Raw genomic sequence first — 21,398 nt, 5'->3', positions numbered from 1 at the left:
CTCCTTTCTCATATTGTTGCCAGCCCTAGACTAACTATCCGTTAAATAAAAAGGGCCATCTCGAAACCGCAAGATGGCCTTTGGTGTATTTATCGAACTTTCATTTTTCTCATAACCATGCGTGATACAGGAACCACCACGGCTCCTAGCCAATTGACATTATTTCTGGTCCATTTCATGGCTTTTTGCATTGGTGATTTTCTTCTTTTGGGAACCATCCACCCCACAACGGCTAAAGCAACTGCACCTATACCTACCATCCACGACATCATTCCGTTATTTCTCATCTTCATCCTCTCCTTCCGCTAATGTGAAGCTTTCCGATTCAGAAAAACTTGCGAGAGGAAGAATCACTGCGTCCTCTCCAATGGTTGCCCGTTCAAGGTGCTTAACTGCTTTTCTGCCTTCCATTAGGTCGGCCAAAAGGCCATCGGAAACCTCATAGCCTACAATGGAGCCAAATTCCGTCCGAAAATAAACATCCTCTATCTGACCAAGGCGATGACCATTGGTTGTGATGAGCGGTTTGCCCAGCATATGGAAGGATCCAGACTTGACTCCAACCAGATGGTCAATGCCCTCTAGAGGACCCATTGCTCCTTCGTCGGCAATGGTTACATAATCGTCTCCAATAGCCTGAATGGAATCGGAAGGAATAAAGCGACCTCTGCGAAACATTGCTTTGATTTCGACCAATAGGCCTTGGAATGTCCAGTCCTCGTCGAACAAAACGTCGCGAACAACCCCCCGTTCATGACCGGCCTGCAGGTCAAGGACGGGCAAGCCAATAACCTCACTCGCTTTGTACACAAAGAAGACCCTCCTTCCGCTTTCTTAGTGTGTGAAAGGGAGAGAGGGTCTATGTTCTACAAATTTTGCAATTGTTGTAATGCATTTTTCGCTAATACGTGTTGAGGGTTAATTTCAATTGCCCGTTGAAGGCTGTCTTTGGCTGCGGGAAGATCACCGAGATAAGCGTAAGCTATTCCTAAATTAAAAAGGCCGTCTGCATGATCGAGCTGCAAGTGAATCGTTTGTTCAAAAGCTTCTTTTGCCCGACTGATATCCCCCATTCTGGCTAAGGCAAGACCTCTTGTAAACGTTGCTTCCACGTCCTCGGGTTCCATCTGCAGAGATTGATCAAAACGAGCAATACTTTCTGTAAGTTCTTCTAAGTGGAAGCAGGTCATGGCGAGCATGAAGTGAAGATCATGGTGCTTCATGCCTAATTTTTCAGCGCGTTCGTAATGTTCCTTGGCTGAGGCATAATCCCCAACATTGAAATAAACATTGCCTGCCCCATATTGAAAAAGAGGGCCTTCAGGATCTAGAGAAATGGCTTTTTTAAACCATACAAGAGCATCTTCGTTTTCGCCTGAACTTGCCAGAACATTGGCGATATTCGCATAGGGATCCGGAAAGTCCGGCGCCTCCTGCATAGCTTGCTGGAAATATTCCAGCGCTTTATTGATGTCTCCCATGGTTAAGTGCTGAAGACCTTTTTCATTGAGTTCGACTGCTAAAGAGTTCATGGTTTTTCTGTTCCTTTTATCGCTTTATCTATGATACCGCCGCCCAAACATTCCTCACCCTTGTAGAAGACGACAGCCTGTCCTGGCGTAATCGCTTTTTGAGGCTGATCAAAGACAACATGACAGCTTCGGTCTGGCAGCAGATGAACGGTCACCCCTTGATCAGGTTGGCGATAACGAAACTTGGCTGTGCAGGAAAAGCTTGAAGCAGGCTCTTGATCGCTTACCCAGGATAGATCTGTTGCTAATAGTCCGTCTGAATAGAGAGCAGGATGATTGGATCCTTGGCCCACATAAAGAATATTGCGCTCCAGATCCTTCGAGACAACAAACCAAGGTTCTCCTGTTCCTGCTCCGCCGATTCCGAGTCCTTGTCTTTGACCAAGAGTGTAGTACATTAGTCCGTCATGTCGACCTTTAACTTCTCCATCCAAGGTCTGGATTTCCCCTGGCTTAGCCGGCAGATAAGAACTTAGGAACTCTTTGAAGTTTCGCTCTCCGATAAAGCAAATGCCGGTGCTGTCCTTCTTATTAGCTGTAGCTAACCCTGCTTCCTTTGCAAGCTCCCGAACGCGAGATTTAGGCAGGTGGCCGATGGGGAACATGGTTCGGGAAAGTTGTTCTTGCCCGAGCGTATTCAGGAAGTAAGTCTGATCCTTCCCTTGATCCTCTCCACGAAGCAAATGATATTCCCCATCAGAATACTTCACCTGTGCATAGTGCCCTGTGGCTAGGTAATCTGCACCAAGCTGCAACGCCCGATCTAAAAATGCCTTAAATTTGATTTCTTTGTTGCACATCACGTCTGGATTGGGTGTGCGACCTTTTTTATATTCATCTAAAAAGTACGTAAATACTTTATCCCAATACTCTTTCTCAAAGTTGACCGTGTAATAAGGGATGCCGATTTGATCACACACGCGCCGAACGTCTTCATAATCCTCTTCTGCCGTGCAATGTCCAAATTCATCCGTATCATCCCAATTCTTCATAAAGATGCCGATCACATCATAGCCTTGGCGCTTCAGCTCTAAAGCCGCAACTGAAGAATCAACGCCGCCAGACATTCCAATGACAACGCGGGTTTCATGATTTGGTTTACTCATCGATATCCATTACCTACCCATTATATTAATCGTTTGACGATTTCACTCACCTTATGTGCTGCGGATCGAACCTGCTCTTCTGAGTTTCCTAGTCCGAAGCTGAAGCGTATAGCGGAACGCAAACACTCCTCAGCAATTCCCATCGCCTTCAGTACATGAGAAACCTCTAATGATCCTGAAGCGCAAGCTGACCCGCTAGAACAGGATATACCTGCCATGTCTAAATTCATTAGTAGTACTTCCGTTTCCACTCCAGGGAAGCTGACATTCAAGATATGCGGAAGAAAATCCGTCGGGTGTCCATTGATCGTAAAGTGAATGCCTTCCTGTTTCCAAATATCAATCATCGTTTCCCTGAAATGCAAATATTTCTCCTTGCGTTCATCTAAGGATTCAGATGCCATTTCTGCTGCTTTCGCAAAACCAACAATCCCTGGAACATTCTCTGTCCCCGCTCGGCGCTTTTTCTCCTGAGCTCCTCCAAACATCACAGGGGAGAGCTTCACTCGTTTGGACATATAAAGAGCACCAATTCCCTTAGGCCCATTGATCTTATGCGCTGAGATGGACAGCAAATCAACGGGCAGAGCTTGAACATCAAGAGGAATCACACCATAAGCCTGAACGGCATCCGTATGAACATACACGCCTGCAACATGTGCAATCTCCACAATTTCTGCAATCGGCTGCAGGGAACCTACTTCGTTATTACCATACATGATGCTAACGAGGATGGTCGTATCCCTCAATGCCGACCGAACATCTTCCGGTCTCACTTGCCCACGGTCATCAACAGGAAGGTAGGTAACTTCAAAGCCCATCTTCTCCAGCTGATGGCAGGTATGCAAGACTGCATGATGTTCAATAAGTGATGTAATAATATGATTCCCCTTCTGTTGATTGGCCAAGGCAATCCCTAATAGAGCCATATTGTCCGCTTCAGTTCCTCCGCTGGTAAATATGATTTGCCCTGGCTCCGCATGCAGGCTAGAAGCGATGGTCAGCCTCGCCTGATCTAATGCAGCCTTCACTTTTCTGCCGAATTGATGGACACTCGAAGGATTTCCGTAGTATTCCTGGAAATAAGGAATCATTCGATCCACCACTTCGGGATGAACAGGTGTCGCTGCAGCATGATCCAAATAAACGGATTCCACTCTAACCAACCCCTAAATATAAAACATATACGAGCTTCTCTGCCCATCATCTTGATACGTAATCAGGTCATGCAAGGTAGTCGAATCTAGTACTTGGGAGATCGCGTCACGAATTTGAAGCCAAAGATTACGCTTTGCCGGGTCTTCTTCTTCCTCGAACTCAACCGGACTGATCGGACCTTCGAGGACCCGTATAATATCCCCTGCCGTGATTTCCTCGGGTTTCTTCGTCAAAATATATCCGCCATACGCCCCGCGTACGCTTTTTACTAATTCCGCATTTCTTAGCGGAGCAACCAGCTGCTCTAAGTAGTGTTCGGAGAGATCGTGGCGCTGTGCAATGCTCTTAAGAGAAATTGGGCCCTCACCGAACCGCACGGCTAGTTCCATCATGATGGTTAATCCGTAACGTCCTTTGGTTGATATTTTCATAATCTGCATCTCTCCCTATTGCCTTGTCTAATATTCTCTTCCATAATCCAATAAAATATTGACAGATGGGGCCAACGGTCAGACAAAAAATAACGGTACCGATAAATACGGGACCCCCAAGTACCCATCCCAATACTAGAACTGCCATTTCCATGATTGTACGTACCCGTCGAAATGGCCACTGGGTTCTTTCCGCTAGAGCCAGCATAAAACCGTCTCTTGGTCCTGCTCCCCAGCCTGGGGCAATGTACATCCCCGTTCCAAAACAGCTAATCACGAGTCCCATCACAAACCATAAACCTGATTCGACAAGGGAAGAGGCTTCATGAATCCAGCCCCAGGACATGATAAGATCTATAAAAAAGCCTAGGAAAAACATATTTAAAAAAGCACCGATCCCCATCATCCTTCTTGTCAAAACGATCGTTATGACCAGCAGAATCAACCCCAGCAGTTGGGACCAGATCCCAACCGTCCATCCTACGGTGGAAACAAGGCCAAGATGAAGAACATCCCATGGAGCTACTCCAATCTTGGCTTGAATCATAAACACAAAGCCGAGAGCCATGATAAACAATCCGCTCATGAACACAAAGCTTGAGAGTACGTGCTTGAATTTGGTATTCAAGTTTATACCTTCTCTCTATCTTTTCGGTTACCTTGGATATATTCCTTTAATCGTTTCTCTTCTCCATAATCAGTGGGTAGATAAAATCTTTCCTGTACACCATCTGGCAAATATTGCTGAGGAATATAGGCTCCTGGATAGTTATGAGGATAGAGATAGCCTGCCCCATGACCTAATTGGCTTGCTCCTTTATAGGAAGCGTCACGGAGATGAGGCGGAACGGGCCCATGCCCCTTGGTCTTGACCCAGTCCAAGGCTTGGTTAATTCCTTTGTATGCGGCGTTGCTCTTAGGTACGGAAGCACAATAGGTGACAGCCTGCGCTAGTGGAATCCGTCCTTCAGGCATACCTAGAAATTGTACCGCTTGAAAAGCAGATACAGCTAGTTGGAGCGCCATAGGATCCGCATTACCCACATCTTCTGATGCGGAGATCACGACTCTGCGGGCAAGAAAGAGCGGATCCTCTCCCGCATCCAACATCTGGGCTAGCCAGTAAAGCGCACCGTCAGGATCAGAGCCGCGAATCGATTTGATAAAAGCTGAAATCGTATCATAATGTCGATCACCCGTTTTATCATATCGTACCGCTCTCCGCTGAATAGATTCTACGGCCGTTTCCAAATCAATAGAAATGATATTTCGCTCGTTGGGAATGGTTGTCGTAACAGCCAGCTCTAGTGCATTTAACATCCGGCGAGCATCTCCTTCAGAATAATGAACCAGATGCTCCTCTGCTTCGGGGGTGATCTGAACGGTTAGCTCCCCATATCCAACTTCCGGATCCATTAATGCACGCTTGAGGATTACCGCCATATGCTCCTCATTTAGAGGAGATAAGGAAAAAACCTGAGAGCGAGAAAGCAGAGCGGAATTCACCTCGAAGAAGGGATTCTCCGTTGTAGCTCCAATCAAGATAATCGTCCCCTCCTCAACGTAAGGAAGAAGAGCATCCTGCTGAGATTTATTAAAACGGTGGATCTCATCTACGAACAACGTAGTTCTTTTGCGATAGACGGTGTATCGTTCTTTCGCTTCGTCTACAACTTTACGAATATCAGCTACCCCGGCAGTTACCGCATTAATTTCCGTAAAATGCGCTTTGGTTACTCCTGATATCACCTTAGCCAAGGTGGTTTTACCCGTACCCGGAGGTCCATAAAAAATAAGGGAAGATATTTGATCTGCTTCAATCGCTCTTCGCAATAGCTTCCCTTTGCCCACAATATGCTCTTGACCAATAAACTCATCTAAATTTCTTGGCCTCATTCTAGCCGCTAATGGCTGACGCGATGAGGACGGTTTAGCTGATGATGTTTCTTCAAACCCAAATGAAAAAAGATCCATAGTATCCCTCATGAAAGAAAGCAATTTTTCTGTCATTATATTCAACTATAGCTTCTGTGTAAAGGCGAAAAGACTACTCGCTTACGCGTTCTATCTTGACATTGGCTTTCGCTAGCAAGTCGTTTATGACCACACTGGCCATAATTAAGCCCGCTACAGAAGGAACGAAGGCATTACTGGACGGGGGTTGTTTTGCCTTGCGGATGGGTGAATTTGGATTCTGCACCACCTTATCCAATACTTCTCCCTTCTGCTTTACAGGGATTTCTGTAGAATATACAACCTTTACTCCCTTGGTAATCCTATCTTTGCGCAATTCACGGCGCATGACCTTAGCGATGGGATCGTAGGAGGTTTTAAACAAATCTGCTACTTGAAAGCGGGTAGGATCGGTTTTATTCGCTGCACCCATACTGCAGATAATAGGAATATTGCGCTTACGGCATTCTTTAACGAGGTGAATTTTGCTGGAGACCGTATCCATTGCATCCACGACATAGTCAATTTTTTCAACTTCAGAGAAAAGGCGTTCGAAGGTTTCTTCGTTATAGAACATATTTAGCACACGAACGTCACAATCAGGATTAATCCTTGCCACTCTTTCTTTCATTAATTCTGTTTTTTCCTGACCAACCGTGTCAATTAAAGCATGGATCTGACGATTCACATTGGTGATGTCAACTACATCTTTATCCAACAGGATTAATCTCCCTACCGCTGTTCGTGCCAACGCTTCGACTGTAAAGGACCCCACTCCCCCTACCCCTAGCACAGCTACCGTACTTCCACGCAAAGCTTCTAATCCTTCCGAACCTATTGCAAGTTCTGTTCTCGAGAACTGATGCAGCATATGTCGCTACCCCTTTCAAAAATAAAACAAAGTTATTCTATATGATTTCCATATTTGCTAAAAAGATAATATAGCATACTTTCAAGCAAATAAAAAGACTGTCCGTTTCTTGCCTTGGACAGTCTCACTTTTGCTAAATAATCTCTAATTCCCTTAGCTTTTCTTCCGGTACTACGCCGTCCTTCCATCCGCGAGCTCCATAGTACTCGTCTAGCATGACGTCTAGGTGACACACTTGTCCTTCGCTGTTCCCGCTCGCTGGTTCTTCTAAGAATCGCTTAGGCAGCATGTCATCCTGACGGCGGTTGAACCCTGATAAATTATTATAGTAGCGTTCTAGATTATACACCCGTTCACCGATCCTTAATACATCATCAGCCGTTATTTTGATGCCTGTCATTGCCGCGTACTGGTCAGCATATAAATCGGCGTTCTCCGCAAAAGCAGAAAACTTGCATATATTCATAGAATCAGAGAAAGCATGGAGATCTTGGAAAATCTTAAGCAGGGTTCCTTTCCCTTCAGCCTTCAGCCTGTCTGTCGGTTCTGGAATCCCTAATATTTCGGAAGCAATAATATACCCTCGAAGATGGCAGGCTCCGCGGTTACTTGTGGCATAACCCAATCCAATCCCTTGCGCTCCCCTAGGATCATACGCGGGAATGGCCTGATTCTTTACCACCATCGCCATGTCTGGAGCACCATAGAGTAGGGCTGCCCTGCCAGCTCCATCGGCAATGGCGTTTCCTAGAACCCCTTCGCGTCGGGCTGCTTGATCAATCAGCTCAATCATTTTATCTGCATCGCCCCATTGGACAGCTTCGTCTATCAATCCACGCTGATAAGCTTCCATTGTCACCGATAAGGCGTTGCCGATCTCAATGGTATCGAAGCCATATTCGTTGCATTGGTTAAGCATATAAGCTATGGCCCGAGCATCAGAAAGCCCGCAGTTCGATCCAAGCGCCCATCCAGTTTCATATTCGAAGCTTTCTACTCTCGTTTTGTACTTTCCCTCTTTAACTTCAACTTCCTTCTTACATGTGACAGGGCAGGCATGACAGCCATTATCTGAAACAAGTAGGGTGGCATTCACCGTTTCGCCACTGTGTCCCTCAGCCCCTTCAAAATGAGAGTACTGAGAGTTTTTTGCAGGCATACCCCCTACTTCATTCATGATACTCGTTAATACATTTGTTCCGTAGACGGAAAGACCTCCCTTACGAGGAGCCGTTACTGGACTTTCCATGATAGCTTTTAGCCCAGCTTGGACGGCTGGCTTGTAATCCGCCTCGTTCGCCGCTGTCGGCATATTCCCTTTCTGAGAAGCTCTGATCACGATCGCTTTTAGCTTTTTGTCTCCGGCGACCGCACCTGTTCCCCCACGCCCCGCAGATCGATCATGCTCATTGATAAACCCTGCATAGAGTACCTTGTTTTCTCCTGCAATGCCGATACATGCCACACTCAAATCATTTTCTCCGTATCTTTCTTTAAGTCTTTGAATGGTTTCCCGTGTTCCAAGACCCCATAGATCGGTTGCATCTCGAAGGTTTGCCTGTCCGTTTTCTATATATAAATAGACGGGACGATCACTTTTTCCTCTGAAGATTACATTATCTATCCCCGCCCATTTTAACCTCGCTGCTGTCCATCCACCCATATGAGAGTCAGTTACGGTCTCTGTTAGCGGTGACTTCGTCACAAAGCAAAGACGTCCACTCATGGCTACTCGGGAGCCAGTGACGGGACCTGTCATCAAACATAGGATATTATCTTCTGAAAAAGCCTTTACCTGTGGACCGTTGTCAAATACATACTTTACGCCTAAACCTCTTCCTCCGATATACTTCCGTGCTAAACCCTCATTAATTGGTCGATATTCTATATTCCCTGTCGTTAAGTTTACATAGACTTCTCGATCTTTGAATCCCCCGATATTCATAGCTTCCCCCTTAAGTTCTATTTAGCCTACCCGCTCGCAATATTTATGGTTTATTTGGATCTCCACTTGATTCATCATTTCCTTACCTTCGATTGTTTTTAAGAGTCCTAGCCTTACCAAAAAATCCACCACGCGAGATAAGGCATACATCTGCGTATCCAAAATATCAGCCGCATGGAGCTTTCCTTTTTTACTTAATTGATGCTCCATGATCAGCATAATCCGATGAATATCATCGTCAAGCAGTTCGATGGCCGCTTCGCCCAGTTCCATAGATTCCTTCATCTGTCTTCCTCCTTCTATCCAGTACCATGCAAGACTTACTCTTAGATGAGGAAAGAGGGAGTTCACCTGCCAAGGCGCTCCCTCTTAAAGAATCCGTATCGTTCTAATTAAAACGCTGCGCGGATGATGGCTTGTAATTCATCCATGGTTGCTTTTCTAGGATTTGTGAAAGAGCAAGCATCTTTCATTGCGTTTTCAGCAAGCACCGGTACGTCTTCCAACTTTGCCCCCAGCTCACTGAATCCGCTAGGAATGTTAACATCGCGTGCTAATTTTACGATAGCATCTAGCGCTTTTTCAGCAGCTTCCATTGTAGACAAGCCCTCAATGTTTTCACCTAAAGCTACAGCGATATCTGCAAAACGCTCAGGCTTAGCCATAAGGTTAAATCTCTCTACGTGAGGCAAGAGGATCGCATTACAAACCCCGTGCGGCAAGTTGTAGAATCCGCCGAACTGATGCGCTATCGCGTGAACATAGCCCAGAGATGCGTTGTTAAAGGCCATTCCGGCTAACAATTGAGCATAGGACATTTTATCGCGGGCTTCCAGGTCTTCTCCGTTAGCAACGGCCGCACGCAAGCTTTTGCTAATTAAGCGGATCGCTTGAAGAGCGCAAGCATCGGTAATCGGAGTAGCGGCTGTCGATACATAAGCCTCCACTGCATGCGTAAGGGCATCCATACCTGTAGCTGCTGTTAAAGGAGCTGGTTTCTTTACGGTTAATACTGGATCATTAATAGAGATCGTAGGAGTTACATGCTTGTCTACGATGGCCATTTTTACGGAGCGTCTTGTATCTGTAATGATACAGAAACGAGTAATCTCACTCGCGGTTCCTGACGTTGTGTTAATCGAAATCAAAGGTACGGAAGGAGACTTGGATTGATCTACCCCTTCGTAGTCATAGATGGTACCTCCGTTAGCAGCTACAATCCCGATCCCTTTCGCACAGTCGTGAGAGCTTCCTCCGCCAAGAGATACAATCACATCGCAACCCTCTTCCCTATAAGCAGCCAATCCCGCCTCCACATTCTTATCGGTAGGGTTAGGTTCTGCACCCGGGAAGATGGCAACATCAACGCCTGCCTCACGAATATAGCCTGCAATTTCATCAGCTACGCCAAATTTATATAAACCTGCATCGGTTACGATAAGAGCTTTTGTTTTGCCCAAGTTCTTAATTCTAGATCCCACTTCTTTCACCGCACCTACACCCATCAAGTTTACGCTTGGCATAAAGAATCCAAATACTGACATCAGAACACTCTCCTCATAGTTAATGTTTATTTTTGTAACGCTTACACTCATTTATATAAGCAAGTTTGATGCCAACTTCTAGGGGAGGTTCTTAATGCAGTTAAACCTAGAATTAACCCGTAGTCTAACTCTGACGATCTCTCCACCATTGTTCCACAATAGAGCAATCCCCTGTTCCATAACGGAACAGGGGAGCAACTTCCCAAACAAAAAACCGGAGCAACTGCCGCTCACCGATCAATCGGTAAGAGGCAATTCTCCGGTATGATTTCATTAAGTATGGGAAGAGTCCCACATATGCCGTAAAAAACCTAGTTTTGAACCTGCTCAAAACCATTCCCAATCACGGGTGCATCCTGTTCTCCGGTTCACGTTCCAGGTCATTAGCCTAGCATCACTCCCCAAGAGAAACTCCGGAATCCCATTACTCTAGTGTTGGGCTCAAAACATATGGGCCTTACGTACATCTTAGGACTCTTTGTTGATTTTATTTTAACCTATACTGAAAGCGATTGCAATACCCATACAAGCCTATATTTTTACTTCTTCAGGTAATTTGAGCTGGATATGAAGCTCATTCAATTGCTTTTGCTCTACCGCACCAGGAGCATCCGTCATCGGATCTGTCGCACTGGCCGTTTTAGGGAAGGCAATGACTTCTCTTAGATTGGTTCGGCCGGCAAGCAACATGACTAATCGGTCAAGTCCAAAGGCTACTCCCCCGTGAGGTGGTGTGCCATACTCAAAGGCATCGAGAAGGAATCCAAACTTTTCTTGTGCTTCTTCTTTGCTGAAGCCAAGGGCCTGGAACATCTTTTCTTGAATATCGCGCTTATAAATCCTCATGCTGCCCCCACCAATTTCAAAGCCGTTAAGCACAAGGTCATAAGCTTGAGCACGAATTTGGCTTGGATCGCTGTCAAATAAGTGCAAGTCTTCTACTCGAGGCATTGTGAACGGATGGTGCAAGGCCACATAGCGCTGGGCATCTTGATCGTATTCCACAAGCGGGAAGTCGACTACCCATGCGAACTTAAACACATTCGGATCGATGAGCCCCAAGTCTTTTCCGAACTTCGAACGTAGTGCCCCTAATCCATCTGCTACTACTTTCGGAGAGTCAGCCACAAACAGCAATAAGTCTCCTTCTTCTGCAGCAAAGCGTTCTTTGAATTGGGCAATTTCCTCTTCACTAAAGAACTTTCCGATTGGTCCCTTGATTTCCCCATCTTTAAACGCAATCCACGCCAAGCCCTTAGCCCCATATTGAGCGGCAAACTTCGCTAGGTCATCCACGTCTTTTCGGGAGAAGTGTCCGCATCCTTTAACATTCAATCCCTTCACTTGTCCGCCGCGTTCAATCGCGCTGCTAAACACTTTAAAGCCACATTCCGCCACTAGATCCGACACATCGGTAAGTTCCATTCCAAATCGTAGGTCGGGCTTGTCTGAGCCATAGCGTCCCATCGCTTCTTGGTAGCTTAAGCGTTGGAATGGAGTTTCTACCCGAAGCCCAATCGCCTTTTCACACACTTCAGCAATCAATTGCTCCATCATATCCAGCAACTGTTCCATGGACAAGAAGGAGGTTTCAATATCCACCTGAGTGAACTCTGGCTGACGGTCTGCACGCAAGTCCTCATCACGGAAGCAGCGAACAATTTGGAAATACTTTTCATAACCCGAAACCATCAACAATTGTTTAAACAATTGCGGGGATTGTGGTAAAGCAAAGAATTCACCTGGATGAACGCGGCTAGGAACGAGGTAGTCTCTTGCTCCCTCTGGTGTGCTTTTGGTAAGCATAGGCGTTTCAATCTCAAGGAAGCCTTGGTTATCTAGGAAATCGCGGAAGGTCTTCGATACACGGTGGCGAAGCATCAGCGATTGTTGCATGACTGGACGTCTCAAATCCAGATAGCGGTATTTTAAACGGATATTCTCATCGACTTCGACCTGATCCTCAATCATGAAAGGAGGCGTCTTGGCTTCATTTAAGATATTGACTTCAGAAACATGAATCTCAATTTCTCCCGTCATCATCTTCGGATTGACCGTCTCCGGGCTTCTTTCCACCACTTTTCCTTTTAAGGTCAACACGTATTCACTGCGAATGCGGTCTCCCCGCTCATGGGCTTCCACATTGTATTCCGGATTTAATACCACTTGAACCAACCCGCTGCGGTCACGTAAATCAATGAAGATTACCCCGCCTAGGTCTCTTCTTTTTTGTACCCAACCGCTTAACGTTACCTCTTGACCTACATGGTCTTTTCCAATTTCACCACAATGGTGTGAACGATACATCTCCACTTTCCTTTTCCTCCTTTTTTGATTACAGGTATTGCAGACATATGATCCGCTATTCCTTTCAAAAACACTATATCTGTGCTTTTATCGGACCTTGAGTTCCTTATTTTCTCAAAAACAGTCAAAAAGAGCAGGGTTTTATCAACATAACGGAACTGATGTCCGCTCTACTTTCTATCCCTCGCCATTTTACCCATTTAATGGATCAAATGGCCGAAAAACCTAATGAGCTGACAGGAACGATACCATTTCATCAAACGGAACTTCCTGCTGATCGCCTGTCTGCATATCCTTGATGACCACCACTTGCTTGTTTAGTTCATCCTCACCAAGAATCAGGACATAGCGGGCAGCATAGCGATCTGCTGCTTTGAGCTGGGCTTTCATCTTTCTGCCTACATAATCCTTATCTGCAGCAAATCCATGCTGTCTAAGCTGATCCAGCAGCTCCACCGATTTCATTTCCGCGGCTTCTCCCATCGCAATCAAAAAGCAATCCAGATGGGTATGTACCGGCAACTCGATGTTTTGAGCCTTCAGAGTCAGTAGAACCCGTTCGATACTCATGGCAAAACCAATGCCTGGCATATCATTCCCGCCAATTTGCTCTACGAGACCGTTATATCGCCCTCCACCGCAAATGGTGGTTATCGCCCCAAAACCCTCAGCCATTATCTCAAAGGCTGTTTGGGTGTAGTAATCCAGCCCACGGACCATCCTTGGATTAACCGTATAGGCAATGCCCAATTGATCCAGGTGCTTCTTGACTGCTTCGAAATGAGGAGAGCATTCTTCGCACAAGTGTTCCGTGATATTCGGAGCTTCCTTCGTGATCTCTTTACAAGTAGGATTCTTACAATCCAGGATCCGCAAAGGGTTTCGCTCTAACCGGGATTGACAATCTCCGCAGAGCTCTTCCTTCCTTTCCTCCAGATGAGCAACTAAATGCTCCCGATGAACGGGCCGGCAAGTAGAACAGCCAACACTGTTGATTTCTAGACTTAAGCCCTTAATCCCCAGCTCTTCATATAGTCGCATGGCTAGAGCTATCGTCTCTGCATCAATAGAAGGATGGTGTGCTCCAATGGCCTCGACGCCGAACTGCGTAAACTGCCTCATTCTTCCCGCTTGAGGTCTTTCATACCGAAACATCTGACCTATATAGTACAGCTTCGTCGGCTGGTTAGGGTCACCATACATCTTGTTTTCCACATAGGAACGGACTACGGCTGCCGTCCCTTCCGGACGCAGGGTAATGCTCCTGTCGCCTTTATCCGTGAAGGTGTACATTTCTTTTTCTACGATATCCGTGGTTTCACCCACGCCACGGTGAAAGAGCTCCGTGTGTTCAAATATCGGGGTACGTATTTCCCGATAGTTGTATCGCTTGCAAATCTGTCTCGCTTTTTGCTCAATATACTGCCATAACTCCACTTCGCCTGGGAGTACGTCTGCGGTTCCGCGGGGAATGTGAATTGCCATCCGATTTCCTCCTTACTGGGTCTTTTTTCAAATCAAAAACAAAAAACTCTCGTCCCCGACAAATGTCAGGGACGAGAGTTGTTCTCCCGTGGTGCCACCCTAATCAAGAACAAGGTAAACAACGCTTGTTCTCACTTATTGCATAACGTTCGCACGCCAACAAGCTACTAAATTCGTTCGTTCGCTTGAGGTCCTCAGGGATGTCTTTCGCCAGAATAGTCTAGAGAAGTGATTTCAGCCGGGTCACTTCCTCTCTGTTCTAACCTAATTAAGGGTACTGTTCCCTTCAAAGGATCGAATATTCAATTGCTTTTTTCATGATACTGAGAAGCTGTTTTAATGTCAAGTTATTTCCCTAACCTACAGAAATAATTTGTTAAGCATGTCAATTTTTACTGATGTATAGTATTCGTAATTCTCATTATAAGCTTTGGGCTCCTTTGGATTAGCAAACCGCGAGATTTTTCCTGTCTTGGGATCCACCCACTTACTCGAAGCGCCGCAGCCTAATCCGATAATCGTCTGCGCTTCTTCCATAATCATAATGTTATATAGGCTCTCTCTGCCTGCTAACGAATATCCTATATTCTCCAGGTTTCCTAATATATTCTTTTGGCGGTATAAATAATAGGGTGAATAGTCATGCTTCTCTGTCCACAACTGGGCTTTATTCATCATTTGGGTAATTTCTTCACGGCTTGCAACGGGATACTTTTCCTTATTCTGTGTCATTTCGGAGGCTCTTTTAAAGGATAAGGTATGAACCGTTAAGGATTCAGGTTTTAGCTTTTCAGTTTCCGATAAGGTATATTCGAATTCTTCTAATCCCTCTCCCGGCAACCCAATAATTAAATCCATATTGATGTTGTCCATCCCCATGTGCCGTGCCAGCTTAAACTTCTCAATCGTTTCCTCTACGGTGTGATGACGTCCAATCGCTTTCAAAGTTTCCTGGATATAGGATTGCGGGTTGATGCTAATTCGGTGAATGCCCCATTTTTTTAATACATCCAGCTTATCGGGAGTAATGGTATCCGGCCTTCCCGCTTCCACTGTAATTTCTCGTATGCGCTCGACATGAGGAAAGGACTGATACATTTGCTCGTATAAGTCATCCATCTCTTCTGCTGTAATGCTCGTAGGCGTACCGCCTCCAAAGTAAACGGTAGTGATGGGGATGTTGTGCTGCCGAAGCCAATCTCCGATCCCCTTAATTTCGTGGTGAAGCCCACCTAGAAAAGAATCCACGGATCCTTGACGTCCATTAATTGCATATGCCGGGAACGTGCAATAAGCACACTTGGTTGGACAGAACGGAATGCCAATATAAATACTCACTTGATGTTTTAGCTCGTAAAGATCAGGAACAGCAGATAGCTGACGCTCTACAATTCTTTCAAGAAGCTTTGATTTTTCGGGTTGAACAAGATATTCCTCTTGAAACTCCCGGTGTACCTCTTCCTTCGAGACCCCCAATTGAAGCTTGCTGTGCATCAGCTTGGTTGGTCTTACTCCCGTAAGAATGCCCCACGGCTGTTCCAATCCCGTATAGTCCTGCAGAATGGAGAGTAGATTTTGGCTAAGGCCTCTCTTAAGGCGCTTCCGTTGCTCCGCTTCAGATAAATCCTCATTCCATTCTATGATTAATGCTTTTTCAACTTTTTGACCTTGTCGGTCTGTGATTGCCACTTTAGTTTGCGGCCGCTCTTCCAAGAATATTTGTATATCAATTTGCAAATCCGGCGCTTGTTCTAGAGCTTGGAAAGAAATCGTAGTGTCCTCATAAAACAGGTCAATAAGATGGGCCACTGCTCTTTCCCATTTTTCCTCAATCCCTGTTACATAAATAAGCATGACGGTTCTCCTTTAGAAACGATAAACTTCCCGTTTACTCTATCATCTGCCTATTCTTCTGGCAAGGTCTCTCCCTTCTCCAAAGCACATGCTGCTTCCCTGAGCATCTTCCCAGACCTCAATTTGAACTGTTGTATCATGCAGATCAGCACTTTCTCCAGTTAAAATGGTTTGTGCAATTTGCGCATCTTTAACGCCCTGTCTCACGACGACTCCCCCTTTTCCATTCGGCTTTCTCTCTTATTCTTGCCAACTTAACCATTTTTTCTTCGTTTTTTTAGAGGATATCCCTTATCAAACAGCGAAGTAGTTCCCATGCGATTTCTATACGGAGAAAGGATTGTCACAATTGTCGCACCTTGAATGTAATCGAAGGAGGATCATAAGCCTGCTCGTAAGCATAAGCTTACTTTTAGGCTGTATTCCTTTGGCTGTTTTATCTAATTCTCAGCAGGCAGGTTCGGTAACGATTGCCGTCAGCTCATTGAACGTACGAGATGGCGCAGGCCAAACTCATAAAGTCATCGCGCAAGTTAAAGGCCAAGAAAACTACCCCATCGTTCAAATGAAAGATAACTGGATTCAGATTCTTCTGCCTAACGGACAGAAAGGCTGGGTTGCCTCCTGGCATGTGGAAATCAATCAGCCGGCGACGCCTGCGGCTTACGTCTCTCCTACGATTGAGACTTTGAATATCCGAGCTGGACCCAGTACCTCTTTTCCAGTGGTTGGACAGATGGCCAAGAGTGAGAGCTTTCCCCGGTTAGATGCAGAAGGCGACTGGATCAAGATTCGCTTGAAGGATGGGTCGATTGGCTGGACCGCAGGCTGGTTAACCAAAGAGGTTCCCTCACCTGCGCTCATACAGCCAGCCCCCAATCCATCCTCACAGGCTCAAGCCACCGTCAAGAGTGCTACGCTTAATGTGCGAAGTGGTCCGGGTACCCATGAGTCTGCGGTTGGACAGGTGTATGCAGGCGACAGTCTCACCATTTTGGAGCAACAAGGAGACTGGATACGAATACAGAAAGACAATCTGCAAGGATGGGTGGCTAGCTGGCTTGTGACCATGGGGTCTACTCCCTCCCCTCCGTCACCAAGCGTCGAATCGGAGAAGCCGACGATACGCATCTTGAATCCCGGCACCAACCTACGCAGCGGACCAGGTACTTCCTTTGATGTCGTAAAGATTGCAAAGGAAGGGGAGAATTATGCTGTTTTAGGCGTTGAGGGAGACTGGTTTCGGATTCAGACAGCCCCCAATCAAGTGGGCTACGTGGCGGGATGGATCGTATCGGCTCAAGGAGTAGCCAACGTTGAACGTAAAGGAAACGAGTCCCTGCTTAAGGGACGAACGATTCTCGTTGACCCAGGACATGGCGGCAGCGATAGCGGGGCGATCGGTCCTCATTTAGGAACCTTAGAAAAAGTCGTCAATCTTCAGGTGAGTCATCTCCTCAGCCGCAAGCTTAAGGCGGCAGGGGCTACCGTAATCATGACCCGGGAAGATGATCGGAAGGTATCCCTTCAGGAGAGAGTAGATTCTTCCATTCGTCGGCAGGTAGACGCTTTTATCAGCATCCATCACAATACAAGTGAAAACTATCGTGTCAACGGCGTGATTACCTACTTCTATAGCAATGGCGATGACCGAGAACTGGCCAACAGCATTCAAAAAGAAGTAGTAAAGAGAACGGGATCAACAGATCTCAATGCACGCTATGGGAACTATTTTGTGCTAAGGGAAAATCCCCAACTTGCCGTACTATGCGAGCTAGGCTTCCTGACGAACTATCAAGAAGAAGTCATCATGAAGACAAAAGAATTCCAGGAACAAGCTGCTGAAGGTGTCTTCCAAGGGATTGTAAAATATTTTGCACAAAAGAAATAACCAAGGGAGTGAACTCCCTTGGTTATTTTTCTTTACTATCAATGATTATGGTCACAGGCCCGTCATTATTGAGGTGAACCTGCATCATAGCTCCGAATACCCCTGTTTGTACGTTGATGCCCATTTTCCTTAAGGTCTCATTAAACAGATCATATAGCCGCTCAGCGTGATCAGGTCGGGCAGCTGCCATGAAGTTCGGTCTTCTGCCTTTCCTACAGTCGCCGTAAAGGGTAAATTGGGAAATCGATAACATGCTTCCACCGACGTCCAACACCGAATGATTCATCTTTTCCGTGTCATCCTCAAAGATCCGCAGATGAGCGACTTTTTCCGAGGTAAAGCGCACATCTTCTTCCCCATCGTCATGGGTAATGCCAACTAACACGACCAGGCCTCTGTCGATTTTGCCGGTCACTTTCCCTTCTACTGTAACCTCGGCCTCTCTGGAGCGTTGCACTACAAGTCTCATGGCCTAATAAATCCCCTTTTAGATGTTTAACACTCGTCTTACGGTATAGACGTCTTTGATCCTTTTAAGCCTTTCTACTACTCTCTGCAGATGGCTAACGTTATGAATCGCAATGGTCATATTGATTTTAGCGACCTTATTCTTATCCGCTTTTCCCGTCACCGCAATAATATTCGTCTTGCTGTCAGCTACCGAGTTGAGTACTTCGTTTAGTAAGCCGCTACGGTCATGTCCGGTAATCTCAATATCGACATTGTATTCCTGAACTCGGTCGCCTTCCCAATCAATATGGATCAATCGATCTTTTTCCTCTTCATTAATAATATTCGGACAGGAAGTTCGATGAACGGATATCCCTCTCCCCCTCGTGATAAAGCCTACAATGTCATCACCAGGAATAGGCGTACAGCAACGCGAAAAGCGGACTAATAAATTATCGATCCCCTTAACGGAAATCCCTTGATCCGGTGTTTTTCTTTTCGCAAAATCCTGCTTAAAGTCTGGAATGGATTTTTCTTCCCGTACCTTCCGAATTTTCTCTGTCAGACGTGTGACTAATTGTGCGGGCGTGAGTCCTCCATAGCCAATAGCAGCATACATATCTTCTTCGTTATTAAAATTAAATTTACTGATAGCTTCAGCGATATTCTCCTGCGTAAGGGCTTCTTTCAGTTCAAAGCCTTGTTTTTTCAGCTCATTCTCGACCATTTCCTTGCCCTTAATCACATTGTCGTCCCGTTGCTCTTTCTTAAACCAGGCTCTGATTTTATTGCGGGCTTGAGACGATTTAGCTATCTTGAGCCAATCCCGGCTAGGTCCATAACTGTGTTTTGAGGTAAGCACCTCAACAATGTCCCCCGTTTTCAGCGGATGGTCCAAGGTTACGATCTTGTTATTGACCTTTGCTCCAATGCAGCGGTTACCGACTTCGGAATGGATCCGATAAGCAAAATCCAACGGCACCGAACCGTTTGGCAGCTCAATGACGTCTCCTTTTGGTGTAAACACAAACACCACGTCCGAGAACAGGTCCATCTTAAGGGATTCCATAAACTCTTGGGCGTCTTTAGCACTGTCCTGCCATTCCAATATCTCCTGGAACCAGGTCAGCTTGTTTTCTAGGTTATCCTCTGTATTGGCCTTCCCTTCCTTATACGCCCAGTGAGCGGCGATCCCGTATTCAGCTGTCCGGTGCATTTCTGCTGTCCGGATCTGAACCTCTAAGGGCTCTCCATTGGGTCCTATGACGGTTGTATGCAAGGACTGGTACATATTCGCCTTAGGCATGGCGATATAGTCCTTAAAACGCCCGGGCATCGGCTTCCATAGCGTATGGATAATCCCAAGAGAGGCATAGCAATCCCGAATATCCTCCACGATCACACGAACAGCTAAAAGGTCATAGATTTCATTGAATTCTTTGTTCTGTGTAATCATTTTTTTATAAATACTATACAGGTGTTTAGGTCTTCCTGAGATATCCGCAGAAACCTGCAGCTCGCGAAGTTTGACGCGTATTTCCTCAATGACTTGCTCAATATATTTTTCACGCTCGGTGCGTTTCTTTTGCATGAGGTTGACGATTCGGTAGTATTGCTGCGGGTTGATATATCGCAGGGCAATATCTTCTAATTCCCATTTAATCGAAGCTATCCCTAGACGATGAGCTAACGGCGCAAAGATTTCCAAAGTTTCGTTCGCAATTCGTCTCTGCTTCTCCTCCGGCAGATGCTTGAGTGTCCGCATATTATGCAAACGGTCCGCTAACTTAATGAGGATCACACGGACGTCCTGAGCCATCGCCAAAAACATTTTGCGATGATTCTCAGCTTGTTGCTCTTCTTTTGACTTATATTTGATCCGCCCTAGCTTCGTTACCCCGTCCACAAGATTGGCTGTATCTTCGCCAAATTCCTTTTTTATCTCTTCTAATTCTACTGGGGTATCCTCCACGACATCGTGTAAGAAAGCAGCAGCCACGGTGACAGCGTCCATCTGCATTGTCAGCAAGATCTCTGCCACTGCAATGGGATGGATAATGTAAGGCGCACCAGACTTACGTATTTGCCCTTCATGTGCGCTCCGAGCAAATTCGCAAGCGCGGATCAACATATTGACATCCTTGTCTGGAAGATATTTTTTGGCCTTGGTTATGGCACTGTCAGCGGCATGTTCAATGGCAGTATCGACGCTCATTTTTCTCACCCTCATCTATACTTCAATTCATCCGAAGATTTTGCTATCCATTATCTTTTAATTTAATAAGATTGTAAAGCTTTATGAACGAAAAAAGCAATATCCCCCCTTTTGGGGGCCTATTGCTTTTCTGTCTTATTGGTATTTTACAAGGGAAAACACATCAATATCCTTGATCTTATCTCTGCCGTTCAAGTAGGTCAGCTCTATTAAAAAAGCGGCTCCAACGATTTCCCCACCCAATTGTCTGACTAGATTGACGGTAGTCGATATGGTTCCTCCTGTAGCTAATAGATCATCAGCAATGAGGACTCTTTGTCCAGGTTGGATGGCGTCCTTATGCATGGCTAGCTGATCCTTTCCGTATTCCAGATCGTATTCAGCTGAAATCACTTCTCCCGGTAATTTGCCGGATTTTCTAACAGGCGCAAAGCCAGCATTCAACGCGTAAGCTAAAGGAGCTCCCACCACAAAACCTCGGGCTTCCGGTCCAGCGATAATGTCCACGTTTAAATCTTTGGCATACTGGGCAATTTCGTCAATGGCTTGTTTATATACGGTTCCATTTTTGAGCATGGTTGTAATATCCTTAAACTTAATCCCTTCCTTGGGGAAATCAGGAATGATTCGAATATAATCTTTAAAATCCATCTTAC

At 45.8% G+C, this 21,398-nt stretch carries 20 protein-coding genes, 1 other RNA gene and 1 other annotated feature; of the genes, 1 reads left to right on the top strand and 20 read right to left on the bottom strand.

The features are described from left to right. Positions 1-89: 89 nt before the first annotated feature. The 17 genes from EIZ58_RS07955 to EIZ58_RS33200 form a co-directional block, all read right to left on the bottom strand. Positions 90-287: a hypothetical protein gene (locus tag EIZ58_RS07955; protein ID WP_134700073.1), complete on the bottom strand. Its 198-nt coding sequence runs from the start codon at positions 285-287 to the stop codon at positions 90-92. Continuing rightward, a complete protein-coding gene (locus EIZ58_RS07950) occupies positions 277-810 on the bottom strand; it encodes a PRC-barrel domain-containing protein (protein WP_134700072.1) in 534 nt (177 codons plus the stop codon). Before EIZ58_RS07950 ends, EIZ58_RS07955 begins: the two co-directional genes overlap by 11 nt. Before the next feature lie 56 nt (positions 811-866). Continuing rightward, a complete protein-coding gene (locus EIZ58_RS07945; protein ID WP_134700071.1) occupies positions 867-1,532 on the bottom strand; it encodes a tetratricopeptide repeat protein in 666 nt (221 codons plus the stop codon). Further along, the gene (gene mnmA / locus EIZ58_RS07940; protein ID WP_134700070.1) at positions 1,529-2,638 is read right to left on the bottom strand and encodes a tRNA 2-thiouridine(34) synthase MnmA; all 1,110 of its coding nucleotides are present in this window, start codon (positions 2,636-2,638) and stop codon (positions 1,529-1,531) included. The genes EIZ58_RS07945 and mnmA overlap by 4 nt, the downstream gene beginning before the upstream one ends. Positions 2,639-2,658: 20 nt before the next feature. Beyond that, a complete protein-coding gene (locus tag EIZ58_RS07935; RefSeq protein WP_134700069.1) occupies positions 2,659-3,795 on the bottom strand; it encodes a cysteine desulfurase family protein in 1,137 nt (378 codons plus the stop codon). Positions 3,796-3,807: 12 nt separating this feature from the next. After that, a complete protein-coding gene (gene cymR, locus EIZ58_RS07930; RefSeq protein ID WP_134700068.1) occupies positions 3,808-4,227 on the bottom strand; it encodes a cysteine metabolism transcriptional regulator CymR in 420 nt (139 codons plus the stop codon). Then, positions 4,160-4,855, bottom strand: a complete 696-nt coding sequence (locus tag EIZ58_RS07925) for a YczE/YyaS/YitT family protein (RefSeq protein ID WP_205672127.1) — start codon at positions 4,853-4,855, stop codon at positions 4,160-4,162. The genes cymR and EIZ58_RS07925 overlap by 68 nt, the downstream gene beginning before the upstream one ends. A 2-nt stretch (positions 4,856-4,857) precedes the next feature. Continuing rightward, positions 4,858-6,201 (bottom strand): replication-associated recombination protein A, encoded by a 1,344-nt coding sequence (locus EIZ58_RS07920; RefSeq protein ID WP_134700067.1) that lies wholly within the window; start codon positions 6,199-6,201, stop codon positions 4,858-4,860. A gap of 73 nt (positions 6,202-6,274) precedes the next feature. After that, complete coding sequence (locus tag EIZ58_RS07915; RefSeq protein ID WP_134700066.1) at positions 6,275-7,051, bottom strand: tRNA threonylcarbamoyladenosine dehydratase; 777 nt, start codon at positions 7,049-7,051, stop codon at positions 6,275-6,277. 133 nt (positions 7,052-7,184) lie between these two features. Continuing rightward, the gene (locus tag EIZ58_RS07910; protein WP_134700065.1) at positions 7,185-8,996 is read right to left on the bottom strand and encodes an aldehyde ferredoxin oxidoreductase family protein; all 1,812 of its coding nucleotides are present in this window, start codon (positions 8,994-8,996) and stop codon (positions 7,185-7,187) included. A 21-nt stretch (positions 8,997-9,017) separates the two neighbouring features. After that, positions 9,018-9,281, bottom strand: coding sequence for a DUF1507 family protein (locus tag EIZ58_RS07905; RefSeq protein WP_134700064.1), 264 nt, complete (start codon positions 9,279-9,281; stop codon positions 9,018-9,020). Between the two features lie 107 nt (positions 9,282-9,388). Then, a complete protein-coding gene (locus EIZ58_RS07900) occupies positions 9,389-10,540 on the bottom strand; it encodes an iron-containing alcohol dehydrogenase (protein WP_205672125.1) in 1,152 nt (383 codons plus the stop codon). 284 nt (positions 10,541-10,824) lie between these two features. Continuing rightward, positions 10,825-11,018, bottom strand: a non-coding RNA gene (gene ssrS / locus EIZ58_RS07895) — 6S RNA. 53 nt (positions 11,019-11,071) lie between these two features. Beyond that, positions 11,072-12,847, bottom strand: a complete 1,776-nt coding sequence (gene aspS / locus EIZ58_RS07890; RefSeq protein WP_134700942.1) for an aspartate--tRNA ligase — start codon at positions 12,845-12,847, stop codon at positions 11,072-11,074. 225 nt (positions 12,848-13,072) lie between these two features. Continuing rightward, a complete protein-coding gene (hisS, locus tag EIZ58_RS07885) occupies positions 13,073-14,332 on the bottom strand; it encodes a histidine--tRNA ligase (protein WP_134700062.1) in 1,260 nt (419 codons plus the stop codon). Positions 14,333-14,396: 64 nt separating this feature from the next. Beyond that, positions 14,397-14,631: a binding site (T-box leader), on the bottom strand. Between the two features lie 61 nt (positions 14,632-14,692). Then, a complete protein-coding gene (locus EIZ58_RS07880; RefSeq protein ID WP_134700061.1) occupies positions 14,693-16,186 on the bottom strand; it encodes a coproporphyrinogen III oxidase in 1,494 nt (497 codons plus the stop codon). A 42-nt stretch (positions 16,187-16,228) separates the two neighbouring features. Then, on the bottom strand, positions 16,229-16,393 hold the full coding sequence (locus EIZ58_RS33200; protein WP_167577561.1) for a hypothetical protein: 165 nt from the start codon (positions 16,391-16,393) through the stop codon (positions 16,229-16,231). A gap of 220 nt (positions 16,394-16,613) precedes the next feature. On the opposite strand from EIZ58_RS33200, the gene EIZ58_RS07875 reads away from it, so the two are divergent. Continuing rightward, positions 16,614-18,077: an N-acetylmuramoyl-L-alanine amidase family protein gene (locus EIZ58_RS07875; RefSeq protein WP_167577560.1), complete on the top strand. Its 1,464-nt coding sequence runs from the start codon at positions 16,614-16,616 to the stop codon at positions 18,075-18,077. Between the two features lie 22 nt (positions 18,078-18,099). Here the strand turns inward: EIZ58_RS07875 and dtd are convergent, their stop codons facing one another. The 3 genes from dtd to EIZ58_RS07860 form a co-directional block, all read right to left on the bottom strand. Continuing rightward, positions 18,100-18,546, bottom strand: coding sequence for a D-aminoacyl-tRNA deacylase (gene dtd / locus EIZ58_RS07870; RefSeq protein ID WP_134700059.1), 447 nt, complete (start codon positions 18,544-18,546; stop codon positions 18,100-18,102). Between the two features lie 18 nt (positions 18,547-18,564). Then, entirely contained in the window at positions 18,565-20,742 is a 2,178-nt protein-coding gene (locus EIZ58_RS07865; protein WP_134700058.1) for a RelA/SpoT family protein, read from the bottom strand. 135 nt (positions 20,743-20,877) lie between these two features. Next, entirely contained in the window at positions 20,878-21,393 is a 516-nt protein-coding gene (locus tag EIZ58_RS07860) for an adenine phosphoribosyltransferase (RefSeq protein WP_134700057.1), read from the bottom strand. Positions 21,394-21,398 lie beyond the last annotated feature (5 nt).

The organism is Ammoniphilus sp. YIM 78166, from assembly GCF_004522215.1.
Classification (GTDB): domain Bacteria; phylum Bacillota; class Bacilli; order Aneurinibacillales; family RAOX-1; genus YIM-78166.
The sequence above is the reverse complement of the archived record's forward strand: the minus strand, read 5'-3'. Positions and strand labels throughout refer to the sequence as shown.

What these genes read in the sequence shown, in the direction of transcription:
- cymR (WP_134700068.1), bottom strand. Translation starts at nt 4,227, where the DNA reads ATGAAAATATCAACCAAAGGACGTTACGGATTAACCATCATGATGGAA.
- EIZ58_RS07880 (WP_134700061.1), bottom strand. Translation starts at nt 16,186, where the DNA reads ATGCTTATTTATGTAACAGGGATTGAGGAAAAATGGGAAAGAGCAGTG.
- EIZ58_RS07915 (WP_134700066.1), bottom strand. Translation starts at nt 7,051, where the DNA reads ATGCTGCATCAGTTCTCGAGAACAGAACTTGCAATAGGTTCGGAAGGA.
- EIZ58_RS07865 (WP_134700058.1), bottom strand. Translation starts at nt 20,742, where the DNA reads ATGAGCGTCGATACTGCCATTGAACATGCCGCTGACAGTGCCATAACC.
- EIZ58_RS07905 (WP_134700064.1), bottom strand. Translation starts at nt 9,281, where the DNA reads ATGAAGGAATCTATGGAACTGGGCGAAGCGGCCATCGAACTGCTTGAC.
- EIZ58_RS07945 (WP_134700071.1), bottom strand. Translation starts at nt 1,532, where the DNA reads ATGAACTCTTTAGCAGTCGAACTCAATGAAAAAGGTCTTCAGCACTTA.
- EIZ58_RS07860 (WP_134700057.1), bottom strand. Translation starts at nt 21,393, where the DNA reads ATGGATTTTAAAGATTATATTCGAATCATTCCTGATTTCCCCAAGGAA.
- dtd (WP_134700059.1), bottom strand. Translation starts at nt 18,546, where the DNA reads ATGAGACTTGTAGTGCAACGCTCCAGAGAGGCCGAGGTTACAGTAGAA.
- hisS (WP_134700062.1), bottom strand. Translation starts at nt 14,332, where the DNA reads ATGGCAATTCACATTCCCCGCGGAACCGCAGACGTACTCCCAGGCGAA.
- mnmA (WP_134700070.1), bottom strand. Translation starts at nt 2,638, where the DNA reads ATGAGTAAACCAAATCATGAAACCCGCGTTGTCATTGGAATGTCTGGC.
- EIZ58_RS07900 (WP_205672125.1), bottom strand. Translation starts at nt 10,540, where the DNA reads ATGTCAGTATTTGGATTCTTTATGCCAAGCGTAAACTTGATGGGTGTA.
- EIZ58_RS07910 (WP_134700065.1), bottom strand. Translation starts at nt 8,996, where the DNA reads ATGAATATCGGGGGATTCAAAGATCGAGAAGTCTATGTAAACTTAACG.
- aspS (WP_134700942.1), bottom strand. Translation starts at nt 12,847, where the DNA reads ATGTATCGTTCACACCATTGTGGTGAAATTGGAAAAGACCATGTAGGT.
- EIZ58_RS07920 (WP_134700067.1), bottom strand. Translation starts at nt 6,201, where the DNA reads ATGGATCTTTTTTCATTTGGGTTTGAAGAAACATCATCAGCTAAACCG.
- EIZ58_RS07955 (WP_134700073.1), bottom strand. Translation starts at nt 287, where the DNA reads ATGAGAAATAACGGAATGATGTCGTGGATGGTAGGTATAGGTGCAGTT.